This window comes from Prosthecobacter sp., from assembly GCF_044232965.1.
Classification (GTDB): domain Bacteria; phylum Verrucomicrobiota; class Verrucomicrobiia; order Verrucomicrobiales; family Verrucomicrobiaceae; genus Prosthecobacter.
The window spans coordinates 15,861-41,879 of record NZ_JBIIKX010000054.1 but is presented as its reverse complement, the minus strand read 5'-3'; the positions used below and the strand labels follow the sequence as shown (position 1 = coordinate 41,879).

The 26,019-nt window shown below is 61.5% G+C and carries 21 protein-coding genes; 8 read left to right on the top strand and 13 right to left on the bottom strand.

Features of this window, described 5'->3' with window-relative positions:
* Positions 1-112 precede the first annotated feature (112 nt).
* The 7 genes from ACILSI_RS19465 to ACILSI_RS19435 form a co-directional block, all read right to left on the bottom strand.
* Positions 113-1,540, bottom strand: coding sequence for a DUF1501 domain-containing protein (locus tag ACILSI_RS19465; RefSeq protein WP_395723576.1), 1,428 nt, complete (start codon positions 1,538-1,540; stop codon positions 113-115).
* 18 nt (positions 1,541-1,558) lie between these two features.
* Positions 1,559-3,313, bottom strand: coding sequence for an alpha/beta hydrolase-fold protein (locus tag ACILSI_RS19460; RefSeq protein ID WP_395723575.1), 1,755 nt, complete (start codon positions 3,311-3,313; stop codon positions 1,559-1,561).
* Positions 3,314-3,330: 17 nt separating this feature from the next.
* Positions 3,331-4,413 (bottom strand): alpha/beta hydrolase family protein, encoded by a 1,083-nt coding sequence (locus tag ACILSI_RS19455; protein ID WP_395723574.1) that lies wholly within the window; start codon positions 4,411-4,413, stop codon positions 3,331-3,333.
* Between the two features lie 6 nt (positions 4,414-4,419).
* Positions 4,420-7,404: a PSD1 and planctomycete cytochrome C domain-containing protein gene (locus ACILSI_RS19450; protein WP_395723573.1), complete on the bottom strand. Its 2,985-nt coding sequence runs from the start codon at positions 7,402-7,404 to the stop codon at positions 4,420-4,422.
* Positions 7,401-8,216: an IclR family transcriptional regulator gene (locus ACILSI_RS19445; RefSeq protein ID WP_395723572.1), complete on the bottom strand. Its 816-nt coding sequence runs from the start codon at positions 8,214-8,216 to the stop codon at positions 7,401-7,403. Before ACILSI_RS19445 ends, ACILSI_RS19450 begins: the two co-directional genes overlap by 4 nt.
* A 143-nt stretch (positions 8,217-8,359) precedes the next feature.
* Positions 8,360-9,580: a GDSL-type esterase/lipase family protein gene (locus ACILSI_RS19440; RefSeq protein ID WP_395723571.1), complete on the bottom strand. Its 1,221-nt coding sequence runs from the start codon at positions 9,578-9,580 to the stop codon at positions 8,360-8,362.
* A 2-nt stretch (positions 9,581-9,582) separates the two neighbouring features.
* On the bottom strand, positions 9,583-10,905 hold the full coding sequence (locus ACILSI_RS19435) for a hypothetical protein (RefSeq protein ID WP_395723570.1): 1,323 nt from the start codon (positions 10,903-10,905) through the stop codon (positions 9,583-9,585).
* A gap of 270 nt (positions 10,906-11,175) precedes the next feature.
* Here ACILSI_RS19435 and ACILSI_RS19430 point away from each other — a divergent pair, with 270 nt between their 5' ends.
* The 6 genes from ACILSI_RS19430 (at position 11,176) to ACILSI_RS19405 (ending at position 16,574) form a co-directional block, all read left to right on the top strand.
* The gene (locus ACILSI_RS19430) at positions 11,176-11,310 is read left to right on the top strand and encodes a hypothetical protein (RefSeq protein ID WP_395723569.1); all 135 of its coding nucleotides are present in this window, start codon (positions 11,176-11,178) and stop codon (positions 11,308-11,310) included.
* A gap of 91 nt (positions 11,311-11,401) precedes the next feature.
* Complete coding sequence (locus tag ACILSI_RS19425) at positions 11,402-13,006, top strand: fucose isomerase (protein ID WP_395723568.1); 1,605 nt, start codon at positions 11,402-11,404, stop codon at positions 13,004-13,006.
* Between the two features lie 36 nt (positions 13,007-13,042).
* Complete coding sequence (locus ACILSI_RS19420) at positions 13,043-15,046, top strand: FG-GAP repeat domain-containing protein (protein WP_395723567.1); 2,004 nt, start codon at positions 13,043-13,045, stop codon at positions 15,044-15,046.
* A 38-nt stretch (positions 15,047-15,084) separates the two neighbouring features.
* The gene (locus ACILSI_RS19415) at positions 15,085-15,837 is read left to right on the top strand and encodes a sulfite exporter TauE/SafE family protein (protein ID WP_395723566.1); all 753 of its coding nucleotides are present in this window, start codon (positions 15,085-15,087) and stop codon (positions 15,835-15,837) included.
* A 32-nt stretch (positions 15,838-15,869) separates the two neighbouring features.
* Positions 15,870-16,256 carry a hypothetical protein gene (locus ACILSI_RS19410; RefSeq protein WP_395723565.1) on the top strand — a complete coding sequence of 129 codons (387 nt, stop codon included), beginning with the start codon at positions 15,870-15,872 and terminating at the stop codon, positions 16,254-16,256.
* A gap of 45 nt (positions 16,257-16,301) precedes the next feature.
* Positions 16,302-16,574: a hypothetical protein gene (locus tag ACILSI_RS19405; RefSeq protein ID WP_395723564.1), complete on the top strand. Its 273-nt coding sequence runs from the start codon at positions 16,302-16,304 to the stop codon at positions 16,572-16,574.
* On the opposite strand, the gene ACILSI_RS19400 is transcribed toward ACILSI_RS19405, so the two are convergent.
* The gene (locus ACILSI_RS19400) at positions 16,575-17,942 is read right to left on the bottom strand and encodes a Gfo/Idh/MocA family protein (RefSeq protein WP_395723563.1); all 1,368 of its coding nucleotides are present in this window, start codon (positions 17,940-17,942) and stop codon (positions 16,575-16,577) included.
* 136 nt (positions 17,943-18,078) lie between these two features.
* On the opposite strand from ACILSI_RS19400, the gene ACILSI_RS19395 reads away from it, so the two are divergent.
* Together ACILSI_RS19395 and mfd are read left to right on the top strand one after the other, a co-directional pair.
* Positions 18,079-18,798, top strand: a complete 720-nt coding sequence (locus tag ACILSI_RS19395; RefSeq protein WP_395723562.1) for a hypothetical protein — start codon at positions 18,079-18,081, stop codon at positions 18,796-18,798.
* A gap of 66 nt (positions 18,799-18,864) precedes the next feature.
* On the top strand, positions 18,865-22,062 hold the full coding sequence (mfd, locus tag ACILSI_RS19390; RefSeq protein WP_395723561.1) for a transcription-repair coupling factor: 3,198 nt from the start codon (positions 18,865-18,867) through the stop codon (positions 22,060-22,062).
* On the opposite strand, the gene ACILSI_RS19385 is transcribed toward mfd, so the two are convergent.
* The 5 genes from ACILSI_RS19385 to ACILSI_RS19365 are packed head-to-tail and all read right to left on the bottom strand — an operon-like array spanning position 22,063 to position 25,997.
* Positions 22,063-22,908, bottom strand: a complete 846-nt coding sequence (locus tag ACILSI_RS19385; protein WP_395723560.1) for a patatin-like phospholipase family protein — start codon at positions 22,906-22,908, stop codon at positions 22,063-22,065. It lies immediately after the preceding gene.
* Positions 22,905-23,915: a YbhN family protein gene (locus ACILSI_RS19380; RefSeq protein WP_395723559.1), complete on the bottom strand. Its 1,011-nt coding sequence runs from the start codon at positions 23,913-23,915 to the stop codon at positions 22,905-22,907. The genes ACILSI_RS19385 and ACILSI_RS19380 overlap by 4 nt, the downstream gene beginning before the upstream one ends.
* Before the next feature lie 18 nt (positions 23,916-23,933).
* The gene (locus ACILSI_RS19375) at positions 23,934-24,188 is read right to left on the bottom strand and encodes a phosphopantetheine-binding protein (RefSeq protein WP_395723558.1); all 255 of its coding nucleotides are present in this window, start codon (positions 24,186-24,188) and stop codon (positions 23,934-23,936) included.
* Positions 24,189-24,224: 36 nt separating this feature from the next.
* Positions 24,225-24,953, bottom strand: coding sequence for a 3-oxoacyl-ACP reductase FabG (gene fabG, locus ACILSI_RS19370; protein ID WP_395723557.1), 729 nt, complete (start codon positions 24,951-24,953; stop codon positions 24,225-24,227).
* Between the two features lie 24 nt (positions 24,954-24,977).
* Positions 24,978-25,997: a galactose oxidase gene (locus ACILSI_RS19365; protein WP_395723556.1), complete on the bottom strand. Its 1,020-nt coding sequence runs from the start codon at positions 25,995-25,997 to the stop codon at positions 24,978-24,980.
* Positions 25,998-26,019: the final 22 nt, after the last annotated feature.

Here is a 26,019-nt window from a genome sequence, read left to right as displayed (position 1 = left end):
GAGCGAGTTAGCTCATACGCTGGCAGAAGGCCGAATGATTCGTTTTGTGGGGCACGTCACAAAACGTCCTTTTGGCCTCATCAATCCACGCGGCTCCACCTAGAACATCTCATCACGCCAGCACCTCTTTCACCACATGACCATGCACATCGGTGAGGCGGCGATCGACGCCGTTGTTTCTCACGGTGAGCTTCTCGTGATCGATGCCGAGGAGATGCAGGATGGTGGCGTGGAGGTCGTAGCCGGTGGTGATGTCTTGTGCGGCCTGGTAGCCGATTTCGTCGCTGACGCCGTGGGTGACGCCGCCTTTGACGCCGGCACCCCAGAGCCAGCTCACGAAGGTGCCGCAATTATGATCGCGGCCGAGCGAGCCTTGGGAGAACGGCGTGCGGCCAAACTCAGTGGTCCAGACGACGAGCGTGTCCTCGGCGAGGCCGCGCTGGCGCAGATCCTGAAGCAGAGCGGCGATGGGCTGATCGATGCTGCGGGCCATGGGCGGGAGTTGCGTGGGAATGTTGCCGTGGTTGTCCCAATTGTTCACCGCACCCTCGGGTCCACTCCACACTTGCACGAACCGCACGCCGCGCTCGATGAGGCGCGTGGCGAGGAGGCAGCGCTTGGCGAAGTCGGCGGTGGCTTTGTCGGGGTTGTCGAGTCCGTAGGTTTTGCGGGCGGACTCGGGTTCGCGCATGACATCGAAGGCCTCGGGGGCGCTGAGCTGCATCTTCGCGGCGAGTTCATAACCGGAGACGCGGGCAGCGAGCCGTGAGTCGCCGGGATGCTGGGCGACGTGGGCGCGGTTGATTTGATTGAGCAGCGCGAGACCGTCGGCATCGGCACTGCGCGTGGCGTAGGCGAACTGGTCGGAGGCAAAGAGATCAGGAATGGGCTGCTGGCTGTCGGTCTTGATGACGGTGCCTTGATGGACGGCGGGCAAAAAGCCGGCGGTGAAGCAGCCGCGGCCGTTGTAGGGCAGACCACGCGCATCCGGCAGCACGATGAAGCCGGGCAGGTTGTCGCTCAGGCTGCCGAGCGCATACGAGATCCATGCGCCCATGCAGGGAAAGCCGGGCAGCAGGAAGCCGTTGTTCATGAGATAGGCGTTCTGGCCGTGGACATTCGAGCGGCCGGTCATCGCCTGCAGGAAAGCCATCTCATCAACGAGCTTCGCCTGTTCAGGAAACACGCTGCTCACCCACTTGCCGCACTGCCCGTGCTGCTTGAACTCGAAGGGGCTTTTCATCAGCGCGCCCTGCATGCCCGTCGCGCCTTCGATCTTCGTTTTGGAGCCGAGCTTCTGGCCGTCGAGCTTCGTGAGCGCGGGTTTGTAGTCCCAGGTGTCCATGGGACTCGCGCCGCCATTCATGAAGAGCTGGATGACGCGCTTCACCTTCGCACGATGATGAATGCCGCCGTTGAGTTCCGGCTTGGCAGACGAACCCGATGCTTCACGGGCGAGCATCTGCGTGAGCGCGAGACCGGTGAAGCCTCCGCTCAGGCTGGAAAGAAAATCACGGCGCAGGATGGGATGCGGGCTCATGGCATGAAGATGAGGTTTTCAGCGAAGCACCTCGCCTTTGAGTGGGTCGGCGGGGGTGTCGATGATCTGCACCTGGCAGACGGTTTTGAAGCGGGTGTGGTCGGCGAACTCCCAGACGACCTTCTTGTCCGGCGTGACCTCAAAGAGCATGGGTTGCTTGCCGGTGAAGCCGTGGCCGATGTAGTTGCCGAAGACGGTGTTGCCGTTTGCCAACCGATGGATGCCCATGGGGATGCGCAGCGGGTTGCCTGGAAGCTCGTTCTCGCCGATGCGCCAGACGGGTTTGAGGTTCGCATCCAACTCGATGATCTCCGTCTTGTCCCACACGCTGATGAGCAGGTGGCCGTTCGGCAGCTTCACGAGCCCGCCGGGATGCCCATCGAGCGGGATCTCGCGCAACTGTGCTCCTTCAGCATCGAGTTCGACGACCTTCTTTTCATCCATGAGGCAGATCCAGAAGTGGCCGTCCGCGCTGCAGCGCACGCCGCGAAACTGGTGGCTCATCACCTTTGGTGTGGACTTCACCGGCAACACTTTCGCCACGCGTCCATCGCGTCCGACGATGACAAGACGGCTCATGAAGCACTCGGCCACGAGCACGCTGCCATCCGGCAGGGGCTGGCAGGAGTGGACCTTGGCCTGCGGCGGCGCGATGTATTGCCACACCACCTTCTTTTCCCGCGTGACCTCCACCGCACCGGTGCTCTGGCTGAAGAGCACGTTGCCATTCGCCAGCAGCCAGCAATCCTGTGGCGTGGTCGCCGGGTATTCCCACTCGATCTCACCGGATGCGGACACGATGCACACGCGGTTGGCGCCATAGTCGGTGACGAGGAGGCGGTGGGAGATGGGCGTGGCTGGCGGCGATGAACTTCCCAGCGAGGAACGATAAAATTGCCAGTTCTCCTCGCCGAGCGCTGTGAGCAAAGGGAGTGTCTCGTGGCCGACACGCGGCACGATGGTGAACGTGTGCGCAATGTTCAGTTTCTTGAGATGATCGGAGTAGGTGCGGTTGAGCGGCCCCGTATTATCGCGCGCACCGGCCACGATCCGCACGCGAATCTTCCCGCGCACGGCATCCACCTGCTGTTCCGCGACAGTGATGGGATGGATGGCCCGGTAATAGTCGAGGTCGCCACCGAAGGTGCTGTTCAGGATGCGTTCGCGCTCTGCGGGATTGCCTGCGGCGCGCGGCCCGGCAAAATCCAAGTCCAGTGGTCCCCCGGCCAGAATGGAGACCGCGCCGAAGAGTTGCGGATACTTCAATCCCAACCGCGCGGCACCGTAGCCGCCCATGCTGAAACCCTCGATCATGCGCGCCTCCCGCGTGGCGAGTGTGCGGAAGGTGGCGTCGATATGCGGCACGAGTTCCCGCGTCACCACGGTCTCCATTGGGACGGCCCCGTCCTTTGAGTCGCACCACATACTCGCCGCCATGCCGTGGGGGAACACCACGAGCATAGGCGGGATCTTGCCCTCACGGATCGCACGGTCGAAAAACGCGGACAGCGGGGTGACGCCCTTTTCTCCGCCACCGCTGCCGTGCAGCCAATAGAGCACCGGAAAACGCTTCTCCTTTTCCCTGTCGTAAATCTCCGGCGTGAAGACATGGAAACTCACCGTGGCCTTCGCCGCCTGGCTCGGGAAGGTGCGAAACTCCACGCGTGGTGCACGCACCGGCGACGTCGTCCACGACGGCGTTTGACGCTCCTGAGCAAGCGCGGCCAGCGGCGCGAGGAGCAGGGCAGCGATGAGTGTGAAGGTGGGTTTCATGGCATGGATAACGTTTTCTATTTCGACAACACCTCGACCTTCGTCACCGCTCCGCGCAGGTAAGCTTTCAAAGCATCGACGCTGAGCTGCTTCGCGGCTTCCGTGTCGGCTTTGAGATGAAGATTGAAAAACAGGAGCGTGGCGGCGCGGACGAGCGGCTGGACATCTTCGCGAGTCGGCGAAGGTGTCGCGCGGCGATCCGCACCCGTGGAGTCGGTGAAATCGAGATGCTTTGCGTTCTCGAGCCAGATGAACTGATGCGGTCCCTGCGGCCACAGCGAAAATGCCTCGCGCCGATTCTCCGCAGTGAGGCCGTTTTGCTGCCGGTCCTCGGTGCCGGAGATGCCAAGGAGCGGCTGCTTCAATGAACCGAAGCTCTCGCGAAAGAAAAACGGCTCGCCCACGCCCTGCGGCGACAGCGACACACCGCATTTTACGCGCGGCTCGCGCAGGTCGGGGCCGAGCCCCTTGCCCGGCTCCACGCGTGGCGTCAGCCAGTCCAGTGCGGGCTTCATCCCGCACACAACCATCGTGGTGAAAGCTCCGAATGAATGCCCCATCACACCCACGCGTTGCAGATCGAACTTCCCACGCAGCCTCTCATGCGTCCGGTTCCATTCCTCGGCACGATCGATCGCGAAGCTCACATCCTTGGGCCGCGCGAGCACTTCGTCGGCATCGTGGATCATCGCCTCCAGGTTCTTCATGAGTCGAAAGCCCTGCGTCATCCGCTCGCGATTGCTGCCCACATGTTCGAGACAAAGGACAACGTAACCGTGCGAAGCAAGGTGCTGCGCCTGCGCGAAATGCGTGTCCCAGTCGCCACCTGCACCATGCGAGACGATCACCACGGGAAACGGCCCGTCCGTTTTCGGTAGATGCACCTTGATGGGCACCTTGCGAACGTTCGCCGATGATCCTTGACGAATACGCAGCGCACCCCGGGGCTGAGCCGCTCTTATGCGTGAGGCATCAGTGAGATCACCAAACTCCACGATCTCCACCTGCAACGGCCCGCGCTTCGACAAGTCGGCAGCGTGTAGCGACAGCGGAGCGAGCAGCAGAGCGGTGAGTAGTGCGAGGGTAGGATTTATGGGCATGATGATTTAATCCACAAATAGGAACTCGTTGCTGTTGAGCAGCACGCGGCAGAGCGCGGCGAGGCCGTTCTTTTGGGCGAAGGTGGTGAAGTTCGTTTTCTCTTCCGCAGTGGGTTCGCGGAGCAAGACACGGCGCACGGCTTCTTCGGGCGTGGTGAGTTGTTTTCCAAGCTCGCCGCTGAAATGAAGCACGAAGCGGTTGTTGTAGAGGGCCAGGGATTGCAGCGCGGAGGCGGAGAAACCGCGTGCGGGGGCGAGCATGCCGAGGTCGGGGAAGTCGAGCGCGTCCATGAAGGGATCGGGCACGCCGCGCCAGACGAAGCGGTAGATGCTGCGGCGATGCTTGGGCAGCGCGGACCAGTCGTAGGCCTCGTAGTTCAGCGTGGGCGTGAGCTGCACGGGCGGGCCGGTGACGAACTGCCGCACGCTGGTGCCTCCGAGCGCGGGATCGAGCCGGTCACTGGTGGCGAGCACAAAGTCGCGATAGCTGTCCGCATCGAGCCGCAGTCGGTTCATGCGCCAGAGGAGACGATTGTCAGCATCCAAAAGCACCGCGTCGTCGCGATGGGCGCTACTTTGCCGGTAGGCGGCGCTGGTGACGATGAGACGATGCAGATGCTTCAGCGAGCCGCCGTGATCCCGCAGTTCGCAAGCGAGCCAGTCGAGCAACTCGGGATGCGAGGGTGTGCCGCCCATGCGGCCAAAGTCGTTCGGCGTATCGCACAGGCCGCGACCAAAATGATAGTGCCAGACGCGGTTCGCGATGCTGCGCCAGGTGAGCGGGTTCTTTTCATCGGCGAGCCAGTCGGCCAGCGCGGCACGTCGTGCGGCTTCATCACTGGCTTGCGCCTTTTCAAAGCGGGCTGGCAAGGCATGGATCGCACTCAAAGCACCGCTCACCGCTTCCTTCATCGGCTTGTCAAACTCGCCGCGCTTCAGCACCTGCACGGTCTTTGCTTTCGCGACGGTCGTGGGCGTGCCTTTGCCCACGGCGAGCAGCACATCGGCCTTTTTCGCGGCGGCATAGACCTGCGCGGGCGCGGGCAGTTTGGAAAGCTCGGTGGTGGCGATGAGTCGCAGCGCGTGGGCGGCGAGCGCAACCCGCTGTGGCTCGCTGCGTTTCTCAGCAGGCAGAGTGAGCGCCTCCTGCGCCAGCGTCGGCATGGCAGCGGCACGCACGGCGTGTTCATCGGTCACCGAAAGCTTGAAGGAGCCGATGAGATGCGATTTTCCCGAAAGCTGCTTCAGCGTGAGCGTGAGCCTCGCACCGGGCTTGATGGCGACGGCATCCGCCATCTCGAACACCGCATGGTGCGATACGCCCACCGCCGGATGAATGCCCCAGCCAGTCGCCGCGTTGCCATCAATCGCCATCCCCGAGGTCCACCCCTGCTGATCGAAGTCCGCCGTGGCACGCGTGAACTTCAGCTTCACCGGCTGCGCGGCACCGGGATCGAAGAGCTGAGCCTCGATCTCGCTGAGCGTGAGATTGCCATTGTCCTGACGCCCCGGTCCTTTCATCGGCAATGAAGGGTCCGCGAGCACATCGAGCCGCAGCGCGGTGATCTTAGTGAGCGGCACGCTGCTCGTGATGATGTAGCTGTCCTTGTCCGGTTTCGCACCCGATGAAAACAGCGTGTCACCAGTGCGTTTGAGGCTCGATCCCTCGGCGCTGACAAAGCTCTCATAACCCAGCGGACTCCACTTCACCGGCGCGCCCTGCGTTTTTTCCCAGGCACCGACCAGCGAGGCATTTTCCGGCGTGAGAAGCACAGCTTTGTCCTTCGATTCAGCGGCGGTGAGGATCGTTTGCCAGCGCCGCCGCGACTGCGCGACCGTCTTGTCCTCATCGAAAGGAATGTTGCCCTCGATCAGCCCCGCGAAGACTGACTGCAGCGCGTAGTAGTCATCCTGCGAGATGGGATCGAACTTGTGCGCGTGGCAGCGGGCGCAGTTCGCCGTGGTGCTGGCAAAGGCGCCCATCGTCTGCGTCACCAGATCGTCGCGGTCGAGGTAATCAAAATTGGTCGGTGCCGTTTGATAAGCGCTGTGGTCGAAGACACCCGCGCCGAGAAAACCAAGCGCCGCAACGAGCTTCGGCTCCTCGGGAAACAACACATCAGCCGCGACTTGCTCGCGCACGAAGCGCGGCCACGGCTTGTCCTCGTTCAGCGCCGTGATGACATAGTCACGGTAGCGCCACGCATGATCGCGGGGCAAATCGTGACCGCAGCCATGCGTCTCGGCAAAGTGGATCGTGTCCAGCCAGTGCCGCGCCCAGCGCTCGCCATAACGCGACGACTCCAGCAGGCGGTCCACCAGTCTTTCGTAGGCAGACAATGAGCTGTCCTTCTCCTTGTCTGATTGTCCCCCAGTCTGATTGTCTGATGGTCTCTCCGTCTCAGCCAAGAACGCCTCCACCTCAGCCTGCGAGGGCGGCAATCCATGCAGATCAAACATCACACGCCGGATCAACGTGCGCCGATCCGCCTCCAGGGAAGGCGTGATCTTCCGCTCCGCGAGCCGTGCGCGGATAAAACGATCCACCGGATGCTGCACGCCCGCGACTTCCGGCAGCTTCGGCACCACCAGCGGCTTCAGCGACCACCAATCCGCCTCCGTGGGCCGTTTCTTCACCATCACACGCGGATCAGGCGCACCGCGCTTCACCCACTCCTCCAGCAGCGCAATCTCCGCCGATGGCAGTTTCTCCTTTGGCGGCATCTGATGCTCGTCATCGCTCCAACGCACCATCTTGATGAGCAGGCTTTCTTCCGGCTTTCCCGCCACCAAGGCAGGCCCCGAGTCGCCGCCCTGCTCCCAACCGCTTTTCGAATCAAGCGTCAGCCCGCCCTTCATCTTCTTCTCATGCGAGTGGCATTCAAAACAGCGCTGCTTCAAGAGAGGCTCGATCTTTGAGGTGAAGAACTCGTCCGCGCAAACGCTCGAAAAGCCCGCGAAGCATCCAAACAGGAAAACAGCCCGTTTCATGCCTGCAGCCTCCTTTCGATCTCACGAGCTGCTTTCATCACCTCGACCGCCACTTTCGGAAAACGGGCCTTCGGCATGCGTCCGGCCACCGCGGAGGCCCAAATGACCGCAAGCAGGTGATTTGGCCGGTCAAACACCGGCGCGGCCACGCAATGAATGCCTTCGTCCGCCTCGCCCCAGTCCGTGCCATAGCCCAGCTTCACCACGCGCTCGCATTCCTGTCGCAGCGTCTCCTTCGTCGTGATCGTGCGTGCGGTGAAACGCGGCAATTTCAGCCGTTGAATCGTCCGCTCGCAGGCCTTCGGATGCTGAAAGGCAAGCAGCACCTTTCCCGGCGCATTGTTGTGCAATGGAAAGCGCAGCCCGATCTCCACGCAGATCCGCACCGCCTGCGTGCTCTCCACCTGCTCGATGATCACGCCTTCATCTCCGATGGGAATGCCGAGCTGCACCGTCTCGCCCACCGCATCCCGCAGCGCTCGCATCGGCTCAAGCGCGCACTCCACCAGGCTCACCCGACCCACGCGCGGATGCCCTAGCCGCAGCAGCTTGCCCGTGAGCCGGATGATCATCGTCGCCTCATCCCGCTCCACATAGCCGCGCACCATCAACGTCTGCACCAGCCGCGAGGTCGAGTTCTTCGGACTGCCGATAACCCGACTGATCTCCGACAAACTCATCCCCTCCGGCCTCGCATCCAGCGCCTCCAGAATCGCCAGCCCCCGGTCCAGCGCCGGAGCTTCAATGTTCGCGCCGGCAACGTTCGTGGAACGCTGCCGTGCCGTATTTGGAACGTGTTCTATGGGTGTCACGGGCGTTATACCCATGCTGCCGCGTTTTCTTGCGGGAAACTTCAGCTTTCCGAAACCTCACAGCACGCGCCCTGCGCAAGGGAGGTATCGAACGACCCGCGCTCATGCTGAGACCGTCTTGGCGGCTAACCGCGATTTCAGATTCAGTTCAGCAGCAGATGAAACACCCGCAGCGCAGTCTTGGATGAGTTCTGCGAAGCGACAAGGCGGACTCGCGCGGTGTGCTGGCCGGGTTTGAGCTGGTCGTCGAGGATCAAGGCCCACGGAAGATGCAGGCCGCTGCTCCAATGCGTCAGCGTGTCGAGCGTGCGAGGTGGACCTCCATCCACGCTGAACTCGATCTGCCCGGCATCGGGGCCGGAGGCGATGAAGAGGCCGCAGCCGGTGCCTTCGAAGCTGAACTCAAACTCCGCGCCCGGCTCCGTGCCGACGAGCGCAGGCACGTTCACAAAGCCTTCGCGCACGCCGATCTTTTTGCCATTCGGCTGCTTGTCGTCGTCGGCAGGTTTCCACGAAGGCACGAGCGTGAAGCCCTTGATGATTTTTGCCTGCGCGATGTCGCCGAGACGGCCTTTGGCGTAGCTTTGGACATCGAGCGGCGCGGGCAGCGGATGCTCTTTCCCAGAAGCGGCAATGGGTTTGGCAAAGGCGACGACGAACATGCGAGCAACGCTGTTGGAGTAGAGCTGATGACCGAACGGCGAGGGATGCAGGCCTTTGAAATCGTCCGCCCAGGTGAACTCGCCCGCGTCGATGCGGTCGGTGACCTCACGCGCGAGGTTGAACGACGGATTGCCATAGGCCACGGCCACACGCTCATGCTGGGCTATGGACGCGGGCACCTTGCCAGCATGGTAGTCATCCATGTGCGGTGGCATGACGAAATGAAGCTGGATGATGTCCGTCAGCGGGCTCACGGTGCGCATGTGACGCACCACGCCCTCCATGCCGCGCAGCATCAGATCGGGATGCTGCGGAATGTTTGAGCTGTCATTCACTGCCGCCTCGACGAAGAGCAAATCCACCGGCCCTTTGGCCAAAACATCGCGCTCCAAACGGAAGGCATGCGGCACGGAACCCATGGATCCGATGCCCGCGTTGATGAACTCGAACTTTGTTTCCGGGAACTTCTTCGTGAGGTAATCGCAGGTGTGCTGCCGCCACGCACCGCCCGCCGTGATCGAGCCACCGAAGAAAATGACGCGACCGGTTTTCTCCTGCGTGAACTTGCGCTGGCAGTTCGCCAATCCATCGCGCAGCTCGAAGTAGTCGTGACCCTTCGGCAGCTTCGCGGGATCGTATTTGGGCTCGGCCGAGGCGAGGGCGGTCAGCAAGAGTAGAAAAAGAAAGAGAGGCTTCATCATGATCATTGGAGGGGTTTCAGCTTCCACTTCGCAGCATACAAATCACTGGAGCCGGACTTCGTCACTTCATGTGAACCGAACGTGGCAGGTGTGGAGAGGGCTCCGGCGATGATGAGTTCATCAGGAGCGCGGAAGGTGATCGGGTAAGCGCTGTCGTTGAGCTTGCCGCCGGCTTGTTGCAGCCAGAGCAAGCCGCCTTTCACATCAAACGCCGCGAGGAAGATGTCGCCGCTGCCTCGGGTGGCGAGCGCGTGACCGGCGAGCACGGTGTCTTGATTGAAATCGCCGCACACAAAGGCCGTGCCGTGATCATCGGTGGTCACGCCGAGGCAGTAATCGGTGCCCGGGCCATGCATGTGCTTCGCCCACTGCACCTGGCCCGCGACATCGAGATGCACGATGAGACCATCGTAATCTTTTTCGGTGCCGCCTTGAAACGTCTGGCCTGCCACACTCACGCTGCCCTTGAACATGCCCGCTCCCCACACGCGACCCTGGGAATCGCACGCGATCTCATGATAAATGGCGCTCGTGGTGCCCGGGATGAGGTTCGCCCATTCGCCCTCGCCTTCCGGGGTGAGCTTCAGCACGAGCGCGGCGCTCGTTTTGGATTCGATGGCGACTTTGCCAAAGGCTCCTGAGCCCGAAGCATTGCCACCGAGGTAGATGTGGCCCTTCCCATCAATCGCGATGCCGTGCCCGCTGCCCGAGACCTTGCCGGAAGGCGTGCGATGCCAGATCTCGCGGCCTTCCGCGTCATACTTCGTGCAGAAAAACTGCCCGCCAATCGCGCCCGTGATGACGACATGCCCCTTCGAGTCGATGGCGATGCCGTGTCCGTAATCTGAACTCTCTCCGCCCTTCACGCGCACCCACAGCAGTTTGCCATCGGGTGTGAACTTCGCGGTGAAGGCATCGTAGTTGCCCGCATTCGGCACCTTCTCGCCATTCGCCATCGCATCCGTGCTTTCGAAGTGTCCGGTGACATACGCATTGCCCGCCGGGTCCGTGATCACGCCATACGCACGATCCGTTTTGCTGCCGCCAAAGCCGCTCACCCACAGCGGCTTGCCTGCGGCATCGAGCTTCGTCAGGCACATGTCCATCTCACCGGCGGTTTTATGCTGTTGATCGCCAAACATCGCATCCCCCACGCACTCAGAGGCGAGAAACACATTCCCCGCACGATCCGTCGTCACCGCCCGCGTCTTGTCATGCCCGCTGCCGCCACCGCTGAAGACCCATTCGCAAGTTGGAGGATCCGCAGCGTGAATGGCGGCAGCAAGTGCTAGAAGGCAAAGAGACGATTTCAGGAATGAATGCATAAGACGGGGTGAAGTTGGGCACACAGCATTACGCCTCAATTCGAAGACCTTTGCGACTGGCATCACGGACGATTCATTGTTCCTGCCGTTCAGCTGCCTTCAGCATAGCCACAAAGTGCTGGGCGCATCGCTGACTGAAGCTACGTCGAGCAAAGTGCCGCGCTGGGCTTCATCATCGGCATCGAGTGGTTCACGCTCGTCGATCAGGCGTCGACGGGCCGTTGGTTCAGTCCATACCATTGTAAAAGCGACAACACCGGCCTCCTCAGCGTGGCCGACCGGCCATGGAAAGACATGCTGGCCGAGATGATGAAGACGAACCACATGATCTACGAGCTGCTGCTCGGCAAACGCCCGCCGTTTGCGTGGAAGGATGCGCGTTTCCAAGTGCCGGTGGAAAAGTAATGGCTAGATCAAGAATCGTCAGCCGCATGCCAAGGATGCGCTGAAGAGAGGGCTTGCTGTTTGGGCGGCTCGGAGGCCACAATCGCCGACCATGCCAGCCAAACCAACCATCCAGCTCATCGCCAGCGGCGATCTTCGTCTTGCCGCCAACCAAACCTGCTGGCCCGCGCAAAAGGCCATGGAGGACGCGCTCACGAAGGCTCTGAAGTCCGAGGGCTTCGAGGTAAAGCGTGCGCATCCGTATGAAGCGAAGAAGAAACACGGCTTCATCGCCAGCCAACGTGAGGGTATTGAGGTGTTTCGCGGCATTGATCCCGACGCGCCGCTCATCGTGGCGGAGGCCGTGTGGCAGTATTCGCATCATGTTCTGGCCGGTTTGACGACACATCGCGGTCCGATCCTCACCGTGGCAAATTGGAGCGGCCAGTGGCCGGGTTTGGTGGGGCTGCTGAACCTCAACGCCTCGCTTACGAAGGCGGGCGTGACTTACTCGACGCTGTGGAGCGAGACGTTCACCGATTCGTTCTTCACCACCGGCCTGAACGAGTGGCTGACCACCGGCAAGGTCACGCATGATCAATCCCACGTCCGCGACCTGCCGCTGCTGAAGCTGCCTGCCGAGGATGAAAAGCTCGGAAGTGATTTTGGTCGTCGTTTCCGACATCACAAGGCGATCCTCGGTGTGTTCGATGAAGGCTGCATGGGCATGTTCAACGCGATCATCCCTGACGAACTGCTGCACGCCACCGGCTGCTTTAAGGAGCGTCTCAGTCAGTCCACGCTCTTCGCGGCGATGCAAAACGTGAGCGATGCCGATGCGGCGGCGGTTTACGCGTGGCTGAAGCGCAAGGGCTTGCAGATGAAGCTGGGCAGCGATGAGGCCACGGAGCTGACGGAGCCGCAGGTGCTGCTGCAGTGCAAAATGTACATCGCCGCCGTGCGTCTGGCGGACGAGTTCGGCTGCGACGCCATCGGCATCCAGTATCAGCAGGGGCTCAAGGATCTCACGCCCGCGAGCGATCTCGTCGAAGGCATGCTCAACAACTCTGATCGCCCGCCGGTGCGCAGTGTGGATGGCAAGCGTGTGCTGTTTGAAGGTGAGGCGCTGCCGCATTTCAACGAGGTCGATGAATGCGCCGGTCTCGATGGACTCGTGACGTATCGCTTGTGGCGCGAGCTTGGCTTTGCGCCGGAGAACACGCTGCACGACCTGCGCTGGGGCCAAAAATTTGGCAAGGACTACGTCTGGGTGCTGCTGATCAGCGGCGCGGCACCGCCCGCGCATTTCATCGGCGGTTGGAAGGGCGCGAGCAGCGAGCGCCAGCCAAGCATGTATTTCCGTCTCGGCGGCGGCACGTTGAAAGGCGTCAGCAAACCGGGGCACATCGTTTGGAGCCGTGTGTTTGTGATGAATGGCGCGCTGCATTGCGACATCGGCGTCGCCGAGGTGGTGAAGCTGCCGGAGGCCGAAACGAATCGCCGCTGGCAGGAGACCACGCCGCAGTGGCCGATCATGCACACCGTGCTCAAAGGCGTGTCACGCGACCAAATGATGGCGCGCCACCAGTCGAACCATATCCAGGTGGTCTATTGCCCGAATGAAAAGCAGGCGCATCGCGCCGCACGCATCAAGGCCGCCGCGATGCGCGAACTCGGCCTGCATGTTTCCTTGTGCGGTGATGTACGCCTCGCCTAGCATGACCTTTCCACTCTCGACCGTTCCTTTTCGACCATGAAGCTTCTTGCCATCACACTTTTTGCGCTCCTTTGCGGCCAGTCCTTTGCCGCTGACACGCTCACGCCGCTCAAGTACAACAATCCCGGTCTCGTTGTCGATCTCGGCGTCGGTTTGTGGGCCTGGCCGCTGCCGATGGACTTCGATGGCGATGGCGACCTCGACCTCGTCGTCAACTGCCCGGACAAGCCCTACAACGGCATCTACTTCTTCGAAAACGCCAGCGGCGACACCGCCAAGAACAAGATGCCCGTTTTCAAACCCGCCAAGCGCATCAGCAAAGGCGCTCAAAACGTGCAGGTGAGCTATCTCGACGGCAAACCCGTCGTGCTCTCTCCGGGCAACTCGCATCCCGATTTCCTCAAGACCGGCATCGAGCAGCAGGTGAAGCTCGGCCCGCCTGCGAACGTCCACATGAACAAAGTCCGCGCCAACATGTGGCGCATGGTCGATTTCGAGGGCGACGGCAAAAACGACCTCATCGTCGGTGTCGGCGACTGGACCGAATACGGCTGGGACAACGCCTACACCGCCGACGGCCGCTGGATGAACGGCCCGCTGCGCGGTTATGTGTATCTGCTGAGCAACACCGGCACCAACGAAGCGCCGAAGTATGACAAGCCGAAGAAGATCAACGCCACCGACCGCCCCGTGGAGACCTTTGGCTGGCCTTCGCCGAATTTTGGCGACTTCGATGGTGATGGCGATCTCGACCTGCTCTGCGGCGAGTTCCTCGACGGCTTCACCTATTTTCAAAACACCGGCAGCCGCACCAAGCCGAAGTATGCGCTCGGCGTTCGCCTCAAAGCCGACACGGGCAAGTACCTCACGATGGATCTCGAAATGATCACTCCAACGGCCATCGACTGGGACAAGGACGGCGACCTTGATCTTATTTGCGGCGATGAAGACGGCCGCGTGGCCTTCATCGAGCACACCGGCAAATTTGACGCCAAAGCGCCGGTCTATGCCGAGCCTCGCTACTTCCAGCAGGAGGCTGATCAGGTGAAGTTCGGTGCTCTCGTGACACCCGTCGGTTTCGATTGGGATGGCGATGGCGACACCGATCTCATCTGCGGCAACACTGCGGGTTATGTCGCTTTCATCGAAAATCTCAGCGGCAAAGGCGTGGAGCAGCCGAAATGGGCCGCGCCGGTCAAACTCACCGCCGCAGGCAAAGTCATCCGTCCGATGGCCGGACCGAATGGAAGCATCCAAGGCCCCTGCGAGGCCAAATGGGGCTACACGACGCAAACCGTGGCCGATTGGGATCAAGACGGCCTTCCCGACCTGCTGCTCAATTCCATCCTCGGCAAAGTCGTGTGGTTCAAAAACATCGGCACTCGCCAAAAACCGCAACTCGCCGCCGCGCAGCCCATCGAAGTCGAATGGAACGGCGAGCAGCCTCAGCTCGCCTATGGCTGGCTGCGTCCCGATGGCAAAACGCTGCTCACGCAATGGCGCACGACGCCTGTCGGAGTCGATTGGAACAAGGACGGCCTTACCGACCTCGTCATGCTCGATCAAGAAGGCTATCTCGCCTTCTTCGAGCGAGCGAAAGTGGATGGCAAACTTGTGCTCAAGCATCCGCAGCGCGTGATTTGTGCCTCCAAAGACGCCGCGAAACCCGGTTTGCTCGACAAGGCTCTCGAACATCTCAAAGTGAAGACACCGGTCGCCATGACGCCCGGCGAGCCTTTGCGTCTCAACAGCGGTATCGCGGGTAAAAGTGGCCGCCGAAAGCTTTGCATCATGGACTGGGATCAGGACGGCAAACTCGACATCCTCCTCAACTCCGCCAACGCCAACTTCCTCCGCCAGGAAAGCGCTGCTGACGGCAAATGGTTCTTCACCGACATGGGTCTGCTTTCCGACGCCAACATCGAAGGCCACGACGTGAGCCCCACGACGGTCGATTTCAATGCAGATGGCCTCCCCGACTTCGTCGGCGGCGCCGAAGACGGGCATCTCTACTACATGTGCAATCCGAACGCGAAGTAGCTGGTTGCTTTGCCACCGTGTTCCTTTAGGAACGAGGTGTGACGCTCCTCGAACTTTTCTCCCTCATCGCCGCCGGATGCACGGCGGGGGCGGTGAATGCGGTGGCAGGCGGGGGGACGCTCGTGACATTTCCCGTGCTGCTCATGTGCGGCACGCCACCAGTGCTGGCGAACGCTACGAGCACCGTGGGACTCGTGATCGGCACAGCAGGAAGCATCGTGAGCTTTCGCAGGCATTTGAAGGCGATTCGTGAGCAACTGTGGCGCTTCATCCCGATCTGCCTCGTCGGCGCGGCCTTTGGAAGCTGGTTGCTGACGCAGACGAGTGACGATCAGTTCTCCAAGCTCGTGCCCTTTCTCGTGCTGTTCGCTACGATGCTGTTTTTCATCCAGGGATTCCTGCGCAAGCCGCACGCCACATCGCGGAGGAACACGCTTTGGTTCTCGCTGGCGCTGCAACTGCCCGTGGCCATCTACGGCGCGTTTTTCGGTGCGGGCATCGGCATCCTGATGCTCGCCTCGTTTGGTTTCATGGGCATGACGAACATCCACGAGATGAACGCGATGAAAAATCTGCTCGGCAGTCTCATCAACGTCGTCGCGGCGGTGTGGTTCATCGCGGCCGGCATGGTGAACTGGCCGCAGGCGCTCGCGCTGACCATGGGGGCACTGGTCGGCTACTATTTTGGCGCGCACTACTCGCAACGCATCGAGCCGAGGCGCGTGCGGCATCTCATCACGGCGATTGGCCTCATCATCTCCATCGTGATGTTCTGGCGGCAGTTTGGATGACAAAGCGTTCGATCACGGCTATTGGCCGCCACATGCGCTTCCTCCTCGCCTCCCTTTTGCTCTGCTGTGGTCTTGCCAGTTGCTCGCTGATCACCGTGCCGCTGGGCGCGGCGGGCACGGTGGCGGGTGCCACGGTCAAAGCCACGGGTGGGGTCGCCAAAGCGGGCGTGCAGGCCATGGGCAGCCATCGTCAGCCGACACCGCAGCCCCAGCAGCCCTATTATCCGCCGCAAGGCTACCCTCAGCAGCAACAGCCTTACCCGCCGCAGTATTATCCTCCGCAGCAGGGTTATCCACAGCAGCAGTATGCACCGCAGTATCCGCAACAGCCGCAGGCTTATCCGTATCCACCTCAGCAGCCGCAGGGCCAGTGGTATCAGGGCCGTTGGTATCCCTACCCGCCGCCGCAGGCGCGGTGATGGGTTTGGATGACAAATCCGCCAAACGTGGTTACATCCAACCGCATGAAACCTTGCGCCGCTCTCGCGATCCTGTGCCTCACCTCTGTTGGCTGCTCCCTCATCACCGTGCCGGTCAAAACAGCCGGCAGCATCGTGACGACCACCGTCAAAACGACGGGCGACATCGTGACGGCTCCTTTTGATGCAGTGGCTGGGCGCAGAGCGTCATCCGAAGACGAGCCTGAGGACAAAAAGAAGAGGAACCGGGAGGAAGAACGGACAGAGCCGACATACGACCCCGAGGAATCACGTCCGGCGCAGCCCGTCGAACGCTGATTACGCCAACTGCCACGGTCCGCGCATCGGACGTGTCAGCATGGCGGCGGCTGCGGCGTCATCCATGATCTGCTCCTTCACGGGGTCCCAGCGCACTTTTTCGCGATGCAGACGCAGGCCGATGTTCGCGAGATGCGCGATGGTGATGCTGCGGTGCGCATACTCAATGGGCGCGGCGGGTTTCACGCCGTCGCGGATAGCGTCGATGAAATTGCGGAAGTGGTCTTTGCTCTCGTAGAGGCGTACATCGCCTTCAGCGAGCGGTTTGCGCAGGGAATCGGGCGTGATCTGAAGTTTGCCGCGATTGCAAAGCACTGTGCCATTTTCGCCTTCGAAGGAGATGCCGGCACCGAAGTCCTGTTTGTCCATGACGCGCACGGTGGTGCCGTCGGCATAGCGGTAGGCGAAGGAGAACTTGGGCGCGGTGTTGTAGAGGCTGCCAGGAGCGGGCCATTCAGCCTTCAGATCAAAGAACTCCACCGGGCCGCTTTCATCCTGGCCGAGCGCCCATTGCACGATGTCGAGGTGATGAGCGCCGAAGTCGGTGATGTTGCCGCCGGAGTAATCGTAGAACCAGCGCCAGTTCGAGTGCAGCCGCGCCGGGCAAAACGGGGCCTCGGGCGCGGGACCGAGCCACATTTCATAATTCAGCCCCTCTGGCACAGGTGCTGGCTCTTTTTGCGAAGCGCAGCCGTTGTTGTCGCGGTTGTCGCTCGCCAAGCCGACGCGGATTTGCTTCAGTTTGCCGATCTTGCCGTTGCGGACGTATTCGCAGGCCATGCGGAAGTGAATGTCGCTGCGCTGCTGGCTGCCCGTCTGCCACACGACGCCGCTTTGGCGAACGACCTCGCTCATGAAGCGACCCTGCGCGATGGTGAGGCTCAGCGGCTTCTCGCAGTAGATGTGTTTCTTTGCCCGTGCGGCCGCGACGGCCTGCAAAGCATGCCAGTGATCCGGCGTGGCGATTTGCACGGCATCGACATCGCTTCGAGCCAGCACCTCGCGAAAATCCTCATGCGTGGCGCACCCTTTCGTGCCGTAGGTCGTGTCCACCAGCCGCCGTGCGGGCTCACGGCCCAGTGTTCCGGTCTTTTTGATGATGCCCTTGTTGTAGCGGTCTGATTCGCGTTCCACATCGCACACGGCCATGACCTGCACCCGCTCGTCCTGAAGGAAATTCTTCACCACCTCCGTGCCGCGACCGCCACATCCGATCAGCGCCAGTGTGGTGCGATTTGAAGGTGCCACCGCGCCGTCTTTGCCGAGAGCAGACGACGGGATGATCGTTGGAAAACCGAGCGTCGCTGCGCCTGCGGTGGTGCATTTTTGGAGGAAACGGCGGCGGGAGGTGGTGACTGAGGCGTTCATGGCGGGCATGAAAACGCTTCCACTCGTGATGATGCTTCAACGAGCTGGCGACCGCTCCCTCATCCCAAAATCATTCTTGACGGCTTATGGTGGAAACAACTAGCCTGAATGCGTCAATCAAACCAATGCGCTAAACATGAAAACACACGCCCTTACCATTTTGTGCCTGATTGCCATCTGCAATCTGAAGAGCGAGGCACGCGAGTTCATCGACTTGCAAGGAAGAAAGCTGGACGCCGAGCTTGTCGCTGTGTCCGGCGGACAAGCCGCGCTCAAGCGCACGGCCGATGGCCGGATGTTCAATGTGCCTGTGGCCACTTTTTCAGCGGAGGACCAGAAGTTCATGAACGAGTTCGCCGCGGCTAACATCAAGTATGTCTTTGATGTGAGCTACACCAAGAAGAAGCTGGAAACGATGAAACGGCGCGCCAACGACGAGCTGCTCACGACGGAGCGGTGGTCTTACAAGGTTGAGCTGCGCAACAAGCAGCCGGTGGAGATCAGAAATCTGCGGGTGGATTACTGGCTCTTCCGCAAGGAGGACGAGGGGAGGGGGCTGGGAGCCGCACGAGTGGCGACTTCCGGCTCCTACAAGCTGGAGTCGGTCAAAGGCTCCGCCGTTCACGCGTTCGACACGCTGCCCATTGAACTGAACAAGCGACAGTTGGAGGGAAATTTCATCTACATCGACGGCACCCGGCCGCGTTCTGCGGATGCAATGGGCGGCATTGTGCTGCGCATCTTCGACCCGAATGACAAGGAGGTTTTCAAATACGCCACCGACGAGGGCCTGATGGCCGCCGCCGCTGGCAAGCCCAAGGCCGCCGCCGCAAGCACAAGTCCGGGTGCCAAATAGCCGTTTGACCTTTCCAGCCGCATCCGCTGTTATGCCGCGCCGGGCCTCACCGCCCGGCGCTTTCTTTTGCATTCCGCCAAACGAGCTGCCAGCCGTCTGAACCAACCGCCCACCACCCGTGCGCGTGGGGATGCGCTCGGCCTTGTCGATCTGGTGTTATCGAAGAAGGAGTTCAAGACACGCACGATCCTCGACCATGTGGCTCCGCAGGCTTTTGGCTTTGCGGCGGCGCTGCTGGTGCGCCGTACGGAGAAGGTGAAGCGCCGCGTGTGGCTGCTCTGCCCGGATGTCAAAACGCAGGACCATGTGCATGCCGAGCTGGGCGTGTGGCAGTGCCCCGCGCTGTATTTTCCGCGCCTGGGCCAGCTCATGGATGGAGCGCTGGCAGATCCCGAGCTGCTGGCGGAGCGCACGGCGGTGCTCAGCCGCATGCTGGAGGGCGATTCGCCCGTCATAGTGCTCTGCGCGGACAGCCTGGACGAGTCAGCACCGAATCTGGCGGAGATCACCGATCAGAAACGCATGCTCAAGGTCGGCGAGAAGCTGGATGTTGAAGTTTTGCTCAAAGAACTCAGCGAGGCCGGTTACGAGCGCGTGCCCGTCGTCACGGAGCGCGGTCAGTTCGCGCGTCGGGGTGGCATCGTTGACTTTTTCTCCTGGCAGGCGGAGGAACCGCTGCGCCTGGAGTTTTTCGATGATGAGCTGGAGTCCATCCGCGCCTTCGATCTGCACAATCAATCGTCGATTCGCCGTCTCGACAGCGCAGGGGTGATTCTGCGCATGAATGACGGAGCGGAGGACACCGGCACGCTGCGTCAGCATTTTCAGAAAGACGATTTCATCATCGAAATCGAGGGAGAAACGGCTCCCACGGCTCATGCGCGCATTTTAAGCGGCGCAGCGGAGGTGGAGGGGCTTGAGGACTTTTCCGCCGCGATTCATGAGAATCCGCTCGGGGTCTTCGACGCGTCGGATTTCGTGCTGCATGAGGCGCGGCGTGAGTTTTTTGCCCGCCAGATCACGGAATGGCACACGCAAGGATGGCGCACGGTCATCTTCTTCCACAACGAGGCGGAGCGGGAGCGCTTCGCGGAGTTGCAGAGCAAACTGCCGTCGTCGGTGGAGACGAAACTGGGCCTGCTCTATCGCGGATTCACGGTTCCGGCGGCGAAACTGGCGGTTTTGACCGGCGCGGAGATTTTTGGCCGTCATCAGCAGATCCGTCGCGTGCGCGGATCGAAGCTCGATGAGGCTGAGGTGCTGCGCAAAGCGCGTGATGTGCTCAGTGAGCTGCGCGAGGGCGATTTGGTGGTGCATTCCGAGCACGGCATCGGCCGTTTCGCTGGCATCGAGACAAGAGAAAGCGGTAAAAAGGAGGAAGTGCTCGTTCTGCACTACGCGGACAGCGCGAAGCTCTTTGTGCCGCTGGCGCACGTCCACATGGTTAGCCGCTATGTGGGTGTGGGTGGCAAAGCGCCGTCACTGAGCAAGCTGAGCGAGAACCGCTGGCAAAAGACGCGAAAAACCGCCGAGAAGAGTGTGGAGGAGTTTGCCGTGCGCATGCTCAGCGTGGCGGCGGAGCGGCAGACGTTGAAGGCTTACTCGCATCCGCCGGACACGAAATGGCAGGTCGAGTTTGAGGAGTCCTTCCTGTATCGCGAGACGCCCGACCAGCTCCGCAGCGCGGAGGAGATCAAACGTGACATGGAGGCCGAAAAGCCGATGGACCGGCTGCTGTGCGCTGATGTCGGCTTTGGGAAGACCGAGGTCGCGATTCGTGCCGCGTTCAAAGCTGTGATGGGAGGTCGCCAGGTGGCCATTTTGGTGCCCACGACTGTTTTGGCCCGCCAGCATTGGGAAAACATCCGCCAGCGCATGAGCGAGTTCCCCGTGTCGGTGGAGATGCTCTGCCGTCTCACGCCGAAGAATCGTGAGCGCGAGATCATCAAGGGCATCAGCGAGGGCACGGTCGATATTGTCGTCGGCACGCATCGCGTGATTTCCAAGGATGTGCGCTTCAAAAATCTCGGCCTTGCCGTGATCGACGAGGAACAGCGTTTCGGCGTGAAGCACAAGGAACGCTTCAAAGACCTCTTCCGCCTCGTCGATGTGCTCACGCTCAGCGCCACGCCGATCCCGCGCACGCTTTACCTCGCGCTCATGGGCATGCGCGACATGAGCACCATCGAGACACCGCCGCCGAACAAGCAGGCGGTGATGACGCAAATCTGCCCCTACGATGAACGAGTGATCAAACAGGCCGTCGATTCTGAGATCGAGCGTGGGGGACAGGTCTTTTTCCTGCACAACCGCGTCATGACCATCGAGAAAGTGGCGCAGCGCATCCGTGATTTGTGTCCGAAGGCCCGGGTCATCATCGGTCACGGTCAAATGGACAGCGAGCTGCTGGAGGATGTGATGCACACCTTTGTGGACGGCGGCGCGGACGTGCTCGTTTGCACCACCATCATCGAAAGCGGCGTCGATATTCCCAATGCGAACACGATCATCATCGACCGCGCAGATCGCTTTGGTCTGGCCGACTTGTATCAGCTCCGTGGCCGAGTCGGTCGTGGAGGCGTCCAAGCTCATGCCTATTTACTTCTACCACGCGATGCCGTCACCGCTGGCGACGCCCGCAAGCGCGTGAACGCCATCAAGCAATACGCCGGCCTCGGCAGCGGCTTCAAGATCGCGCTGCGCGACCTCGAAATCCGCGGCGCGGGCAATCTGCTCGGCACCGAGCAGAGCGGCCACATCGCCGCCATCGGCTTCGATTTGTACTGCCAGATGCTCAAACAAAGCGTCGCGCGGATGCAGGGCCGTCGCGTCGCACGTCCGGTTGAGGTCGGACTGCGTGCCGATTTTCTGGTGATGAGCGAGGCGATGATGCTCCAGGCTGCAAAAGGCGCCACGCCCGCATTTTTACCCTCCACCTTCATCGAGGATGCGAAAACGCGCATCACCGCCTACCGTCAGCTCGGCGAGATCATGACGCGCAAGGAACTCGACGACCTCGAAGCGCAATGGCGCGATCAGTTTGGAGAAAAACTTCCGCATGCTGTCACGAATCTGATCACTTGCGCCTCCATCCGTCTCGCCGCCGCGCACAACGGCATCAGCGATGTCGAAATCAAGGAGCGGAAACTGATGCTGACGCGCAATGGCAAGATGGTGATGATCCAGGGCAAATTTCCGCGCCTCACCGCCAAGGAAGGGCACAAGCAGCTCATTGAGACGCTGGCGATGCTGCGGACGCTTTGATCAAACGAGCAGCGCCGCCAGTTCGTCATCGAAGAGCTGCTGCGCCGTGGCCTCTCCCATTGCGTAGCCGCTTTTTAACCGGCTCGGAAACAGCGGGGACGGACGCGGGTGTGTGGTGGTGGCGACACTTATTTTTTTGCCATGCAGGCGTGCCAGTGTCATGCGGTCGGCCAGGATCTGGCGGCCCATGAACTCATGTGACGCGGCGATGGTCGCGGCCAGCTTGCCCGGCAGCAGCAGCGGTGGTTTGCCCGCAGGCTGCGTGATGCGGTGCATGATGATGTGGTCGATACCGTCATCGTTCAGCCATGGATCGACAGGCACCTCATGAGCGACGCCGCCGTCTGTGCAGTCACGACCGTCGAACTCCAGCGGTGAAAAAAGCATCGGCACGCAGCAACTGACCGCCATCGCACGGGCGAGAGGCCCCTGGGTGGCGAAGAGGGTCTCGTGACGCGACAGATCGCTCATCGCGATCATGAGTCGAGGCTGGGTGAGTGATTCGATGCCACGCTGGCCGACGAGAGACTCAAAGTGGCCGATGGCACCGATGGGATTGAGGAAGCCGGGGTGGAGATGGCGAAACACCTCCACAAACTGATGCCAGACCCATTTCGTGCGGCTGGCAAAGGAGAGATACAGCCGCGGGCTGAGCACGGCCTGGCGGATTGCTTCTGTTTCCAAGCCAGCGGCATACAGCCCGGCAGTGAGGGCACCAGCGGATGAGCCAGCCATGGCGACGGGGCGTACGCCGAGCGCATGCAGTCGCGCCATGAAGCCCGCATGCGTGGCGTAGCCCATGAAGGACGCGCCGAGGGAGATGGCGATGCGCGGCGGATTTTTCATGCCGTGGGCACCTCCTTTGAGGTTGGTGCCGAACCCCGTGATCGCAGAAACAGCACCCCACCGACCAACCCCCAGAACACATTGAACAACCAGCCCGCCAGCGAGGCGGAAATGCCCACCGCGTCCGGCACGCCGGCAATGCCTGCCAGCAGCGCCTCGAAGGTGCGCTCACGCACGCCGAGTCCCGAGACCGAGACCGGCAGCGAGGCCGCCGCATCGACGATGGGCATGGCGGTCAGCACGTCGAGCACCGGAGCCGCGCCGCCCACGGCACGCAGGCCGCAGTAGAAGCTCATGAAGAAGGCCACATGCAGAAACACGGCCACGGCGGTGGCGGACAACGTGCGTCCCCACAGCTTGGAGAAGACCCCGTGCACCTGCGCCATGCGCGAGAGGATGCCTTCAAAGATCGGCAGTCCCATGGTGCGTGGAAAGGTGCGCCGCCCCCAGGCCAGCAGGGCAGGCTTGAAGGAAATCCATGACAGCAGCAGCCCCACGACCGCGCCGCCCACATACATGCTGTAACCGATGACAAGCATGCGCGCATTCGGTCCGAAATCCGGCCACTGCGTGGCCTTGGCAGAGATGCACACCGCGAACAGCAGCGCGACGGCCACCAGCCCGGTCAGATGATCGATCACCAAAGAGATGCCCACCGGCATGGTCTTCCCCGGCAGGCGGCGTGAGAGGGACATGATTTTGTACGCGTCCCCGCCCACCACGCCGAGGGAGCTGATGTTGAAGAAGGCGCTCACGACCTCCGCCCGCAGAACCACGGCAAAGGGCAGGCCAGGCGCAAATCCGCGCAGCAGGATGTGCCAGCGCAGCGCGGTCAGCAGCAGGGAAAGAAAGGCAAACGAAATGCCTCCCAGCATCCACGGCCAGTTCGTCAGCAGCGTCCAAAAGCGCGGCGCGATCTCGCTGATGAGGTTGTGCTCCCTGAACAGCAGAAACAGCAGCACTCCGCTGATGGCCAGACGCAGGGAGATGGAGAGCAGACGCTTCAAAACGCTGGGGCAGAGGAATCAGGCCGCCGCTTTCTGCTCCAGCGCCTCGGCGATCGTGCTCACGCTTTGCAGGATGCGCTTCGCCTGGTCCTGGTCGGCCATCTTGAAGTTGAAGTGCTTTTCGATCATCACCACGAGCTGCAGCGCGTCCACGGAATCCAGCCCGATGCCCGCCGGGCCAAAGAGAGGGGTGTCGTCGCCGATATCATCTGCGGTCATGTCGAGCATGAGCTCGCTGATCATGAGTTCCTTGAGGCGCTGGCGGGTGGGCATGCTGGGGATTACGTTTTTGAAGGAGGACGCGGCAGCTTAAAGCATGCCGCCGTCGATTTTGAGGGCAGTGCCAGTGATATAGCTCGCCTCTGGGCTGGCAAGAAAGAAAACCGCCGCCGCCACCTCGGCAGGTTTCGCAAAACGGCGCATCGGGAGCTGCATTTTGAGCGCTTTGAGGTGCTCCGGCGTCCAGTCGGCTGGCAGGCCGCCTTCAATGTAGCCGGGGCACACCGCGTTCACCGTGATGCCCATACGGGCGGATTCCTTGGCCAAACTCTGCGTCAGCCCGATCACGCCAGCCTTTGCCGCCGCGTAGTTCGTCTGCCCGGCAGGCGATGAAATAGCGCTGAGCGAGGCGATGTTCACAATCCGCCCCTGTCGCTGCCGCATCATCACCGGCAGCACCGCCTGGCAGCCGTGGAAGACCGCGTTCAGGTTCGCATCAAGCACGCGTGACCATTGGTCCTGCGACATGTTCGCCAGCAGCGCGTCTTCGTGGAAGCCGGCGTTGTTGATCAAAACACCCAGCGCACCCGCTTTGGTCTCGATTTCGGCCAGCGTGGTCTTCCAGGCCTCGGGAGAGGTGATTTCGAGCGTGATCAAATCGGCGCGTCCTGGAAAGCGCGCCGCCAGCTCCTCGGCACGCTCACGGCGCTCACGCACGCCCAAAAACACGCGGCAGTCCGCCTCCTTCGTGAGGAAATATTCGGCGAGGGCGAGGCCCAGCGCCCCATTCGCGCCGGTGATCAGGATATTGCGGCTCATGCTTCTTGCATTGGAGTTTCACGCTCAAGGTTTCAAGCGAAGAGATGCACCCCACACCTGCGGCGATCTCACCCCAGGCCGTGCTTCGCCGCCTGGAATCACGATTTGATCGCTCCAGAGAACCGCATTCGTCGTGACGAGTGAAAACGGCACTTCGCCCGCTATGGACCACGACTGCGATTTAAGGTCAAAGGCCAGAACATCACGCGGAAAGCCCGGATGCTTCGATTTGGGCTCGAAATTCACGTTCGCGCCGTCATCACCGCCGATGATCAGAATTTTGCCATCGACCACTGAAGCCGGATTCGGAGCGGCGACGGCCACGCGGGGCATGTCGGGCAGATTTTGCCAGCCTTTGTCCGGATTGTAGCTCCACGCATCGTTCAGCCACTCGCGTTCCGGTTTACCATCGGGGCCGGGTTTTAAAGCAGCGCCTCCGAACAGATGCACCGCGCCCTTCGCTGCGGCCATGCTGCTCAAGATGCGCGGTTTGCCGGGGCAGGGGGGCAGTTCCTGCCATTTTGCGCCCTCTTGCTCCAGGTCGAGCGCCCAGAAAGTATTCATCGCGCTGGTCGCGGTGGGTGTTTCGATGCCTCCGGCGATGTAGATCACGTCATTCAGCACGCAGCCCGCCATGAAGGCGCAGGGTTTCGGCAGCGGCGGCAAGGGAGCTTCTTTTTGCAGCCGAACCACCTCGCGAAAATGCTCCGTGGCATTCCCGCCGCCGATGATAACAGGTCCTTCTGGCGTGGTGATGCTCACGCCGTAGCCGTTGGGTTTCGGTAGCTTGCCAAGGATGCGCCACTGACCGTCTGGTTTGTCGAGCGCGAAGATCGTGTCATGCCAGAGCTTCGTGCCGCCTTCCCACGGCATTTTGTCGATGAAATGCGTGCCACCGGCCACGATGAGCGCTCCACTGCTCACACCTGCAAAGGAGCCGGCGAAGCCTCGTTTATCCGGCAGCGGCGGAAGCTGCGACCACTTCAAATCAGCGGCGGTAGCGGCAACGGTGAGAGACATGAAGAAAAGAAGCGTGCGGCGCATGAACGGCACTTAACGCGGTTTT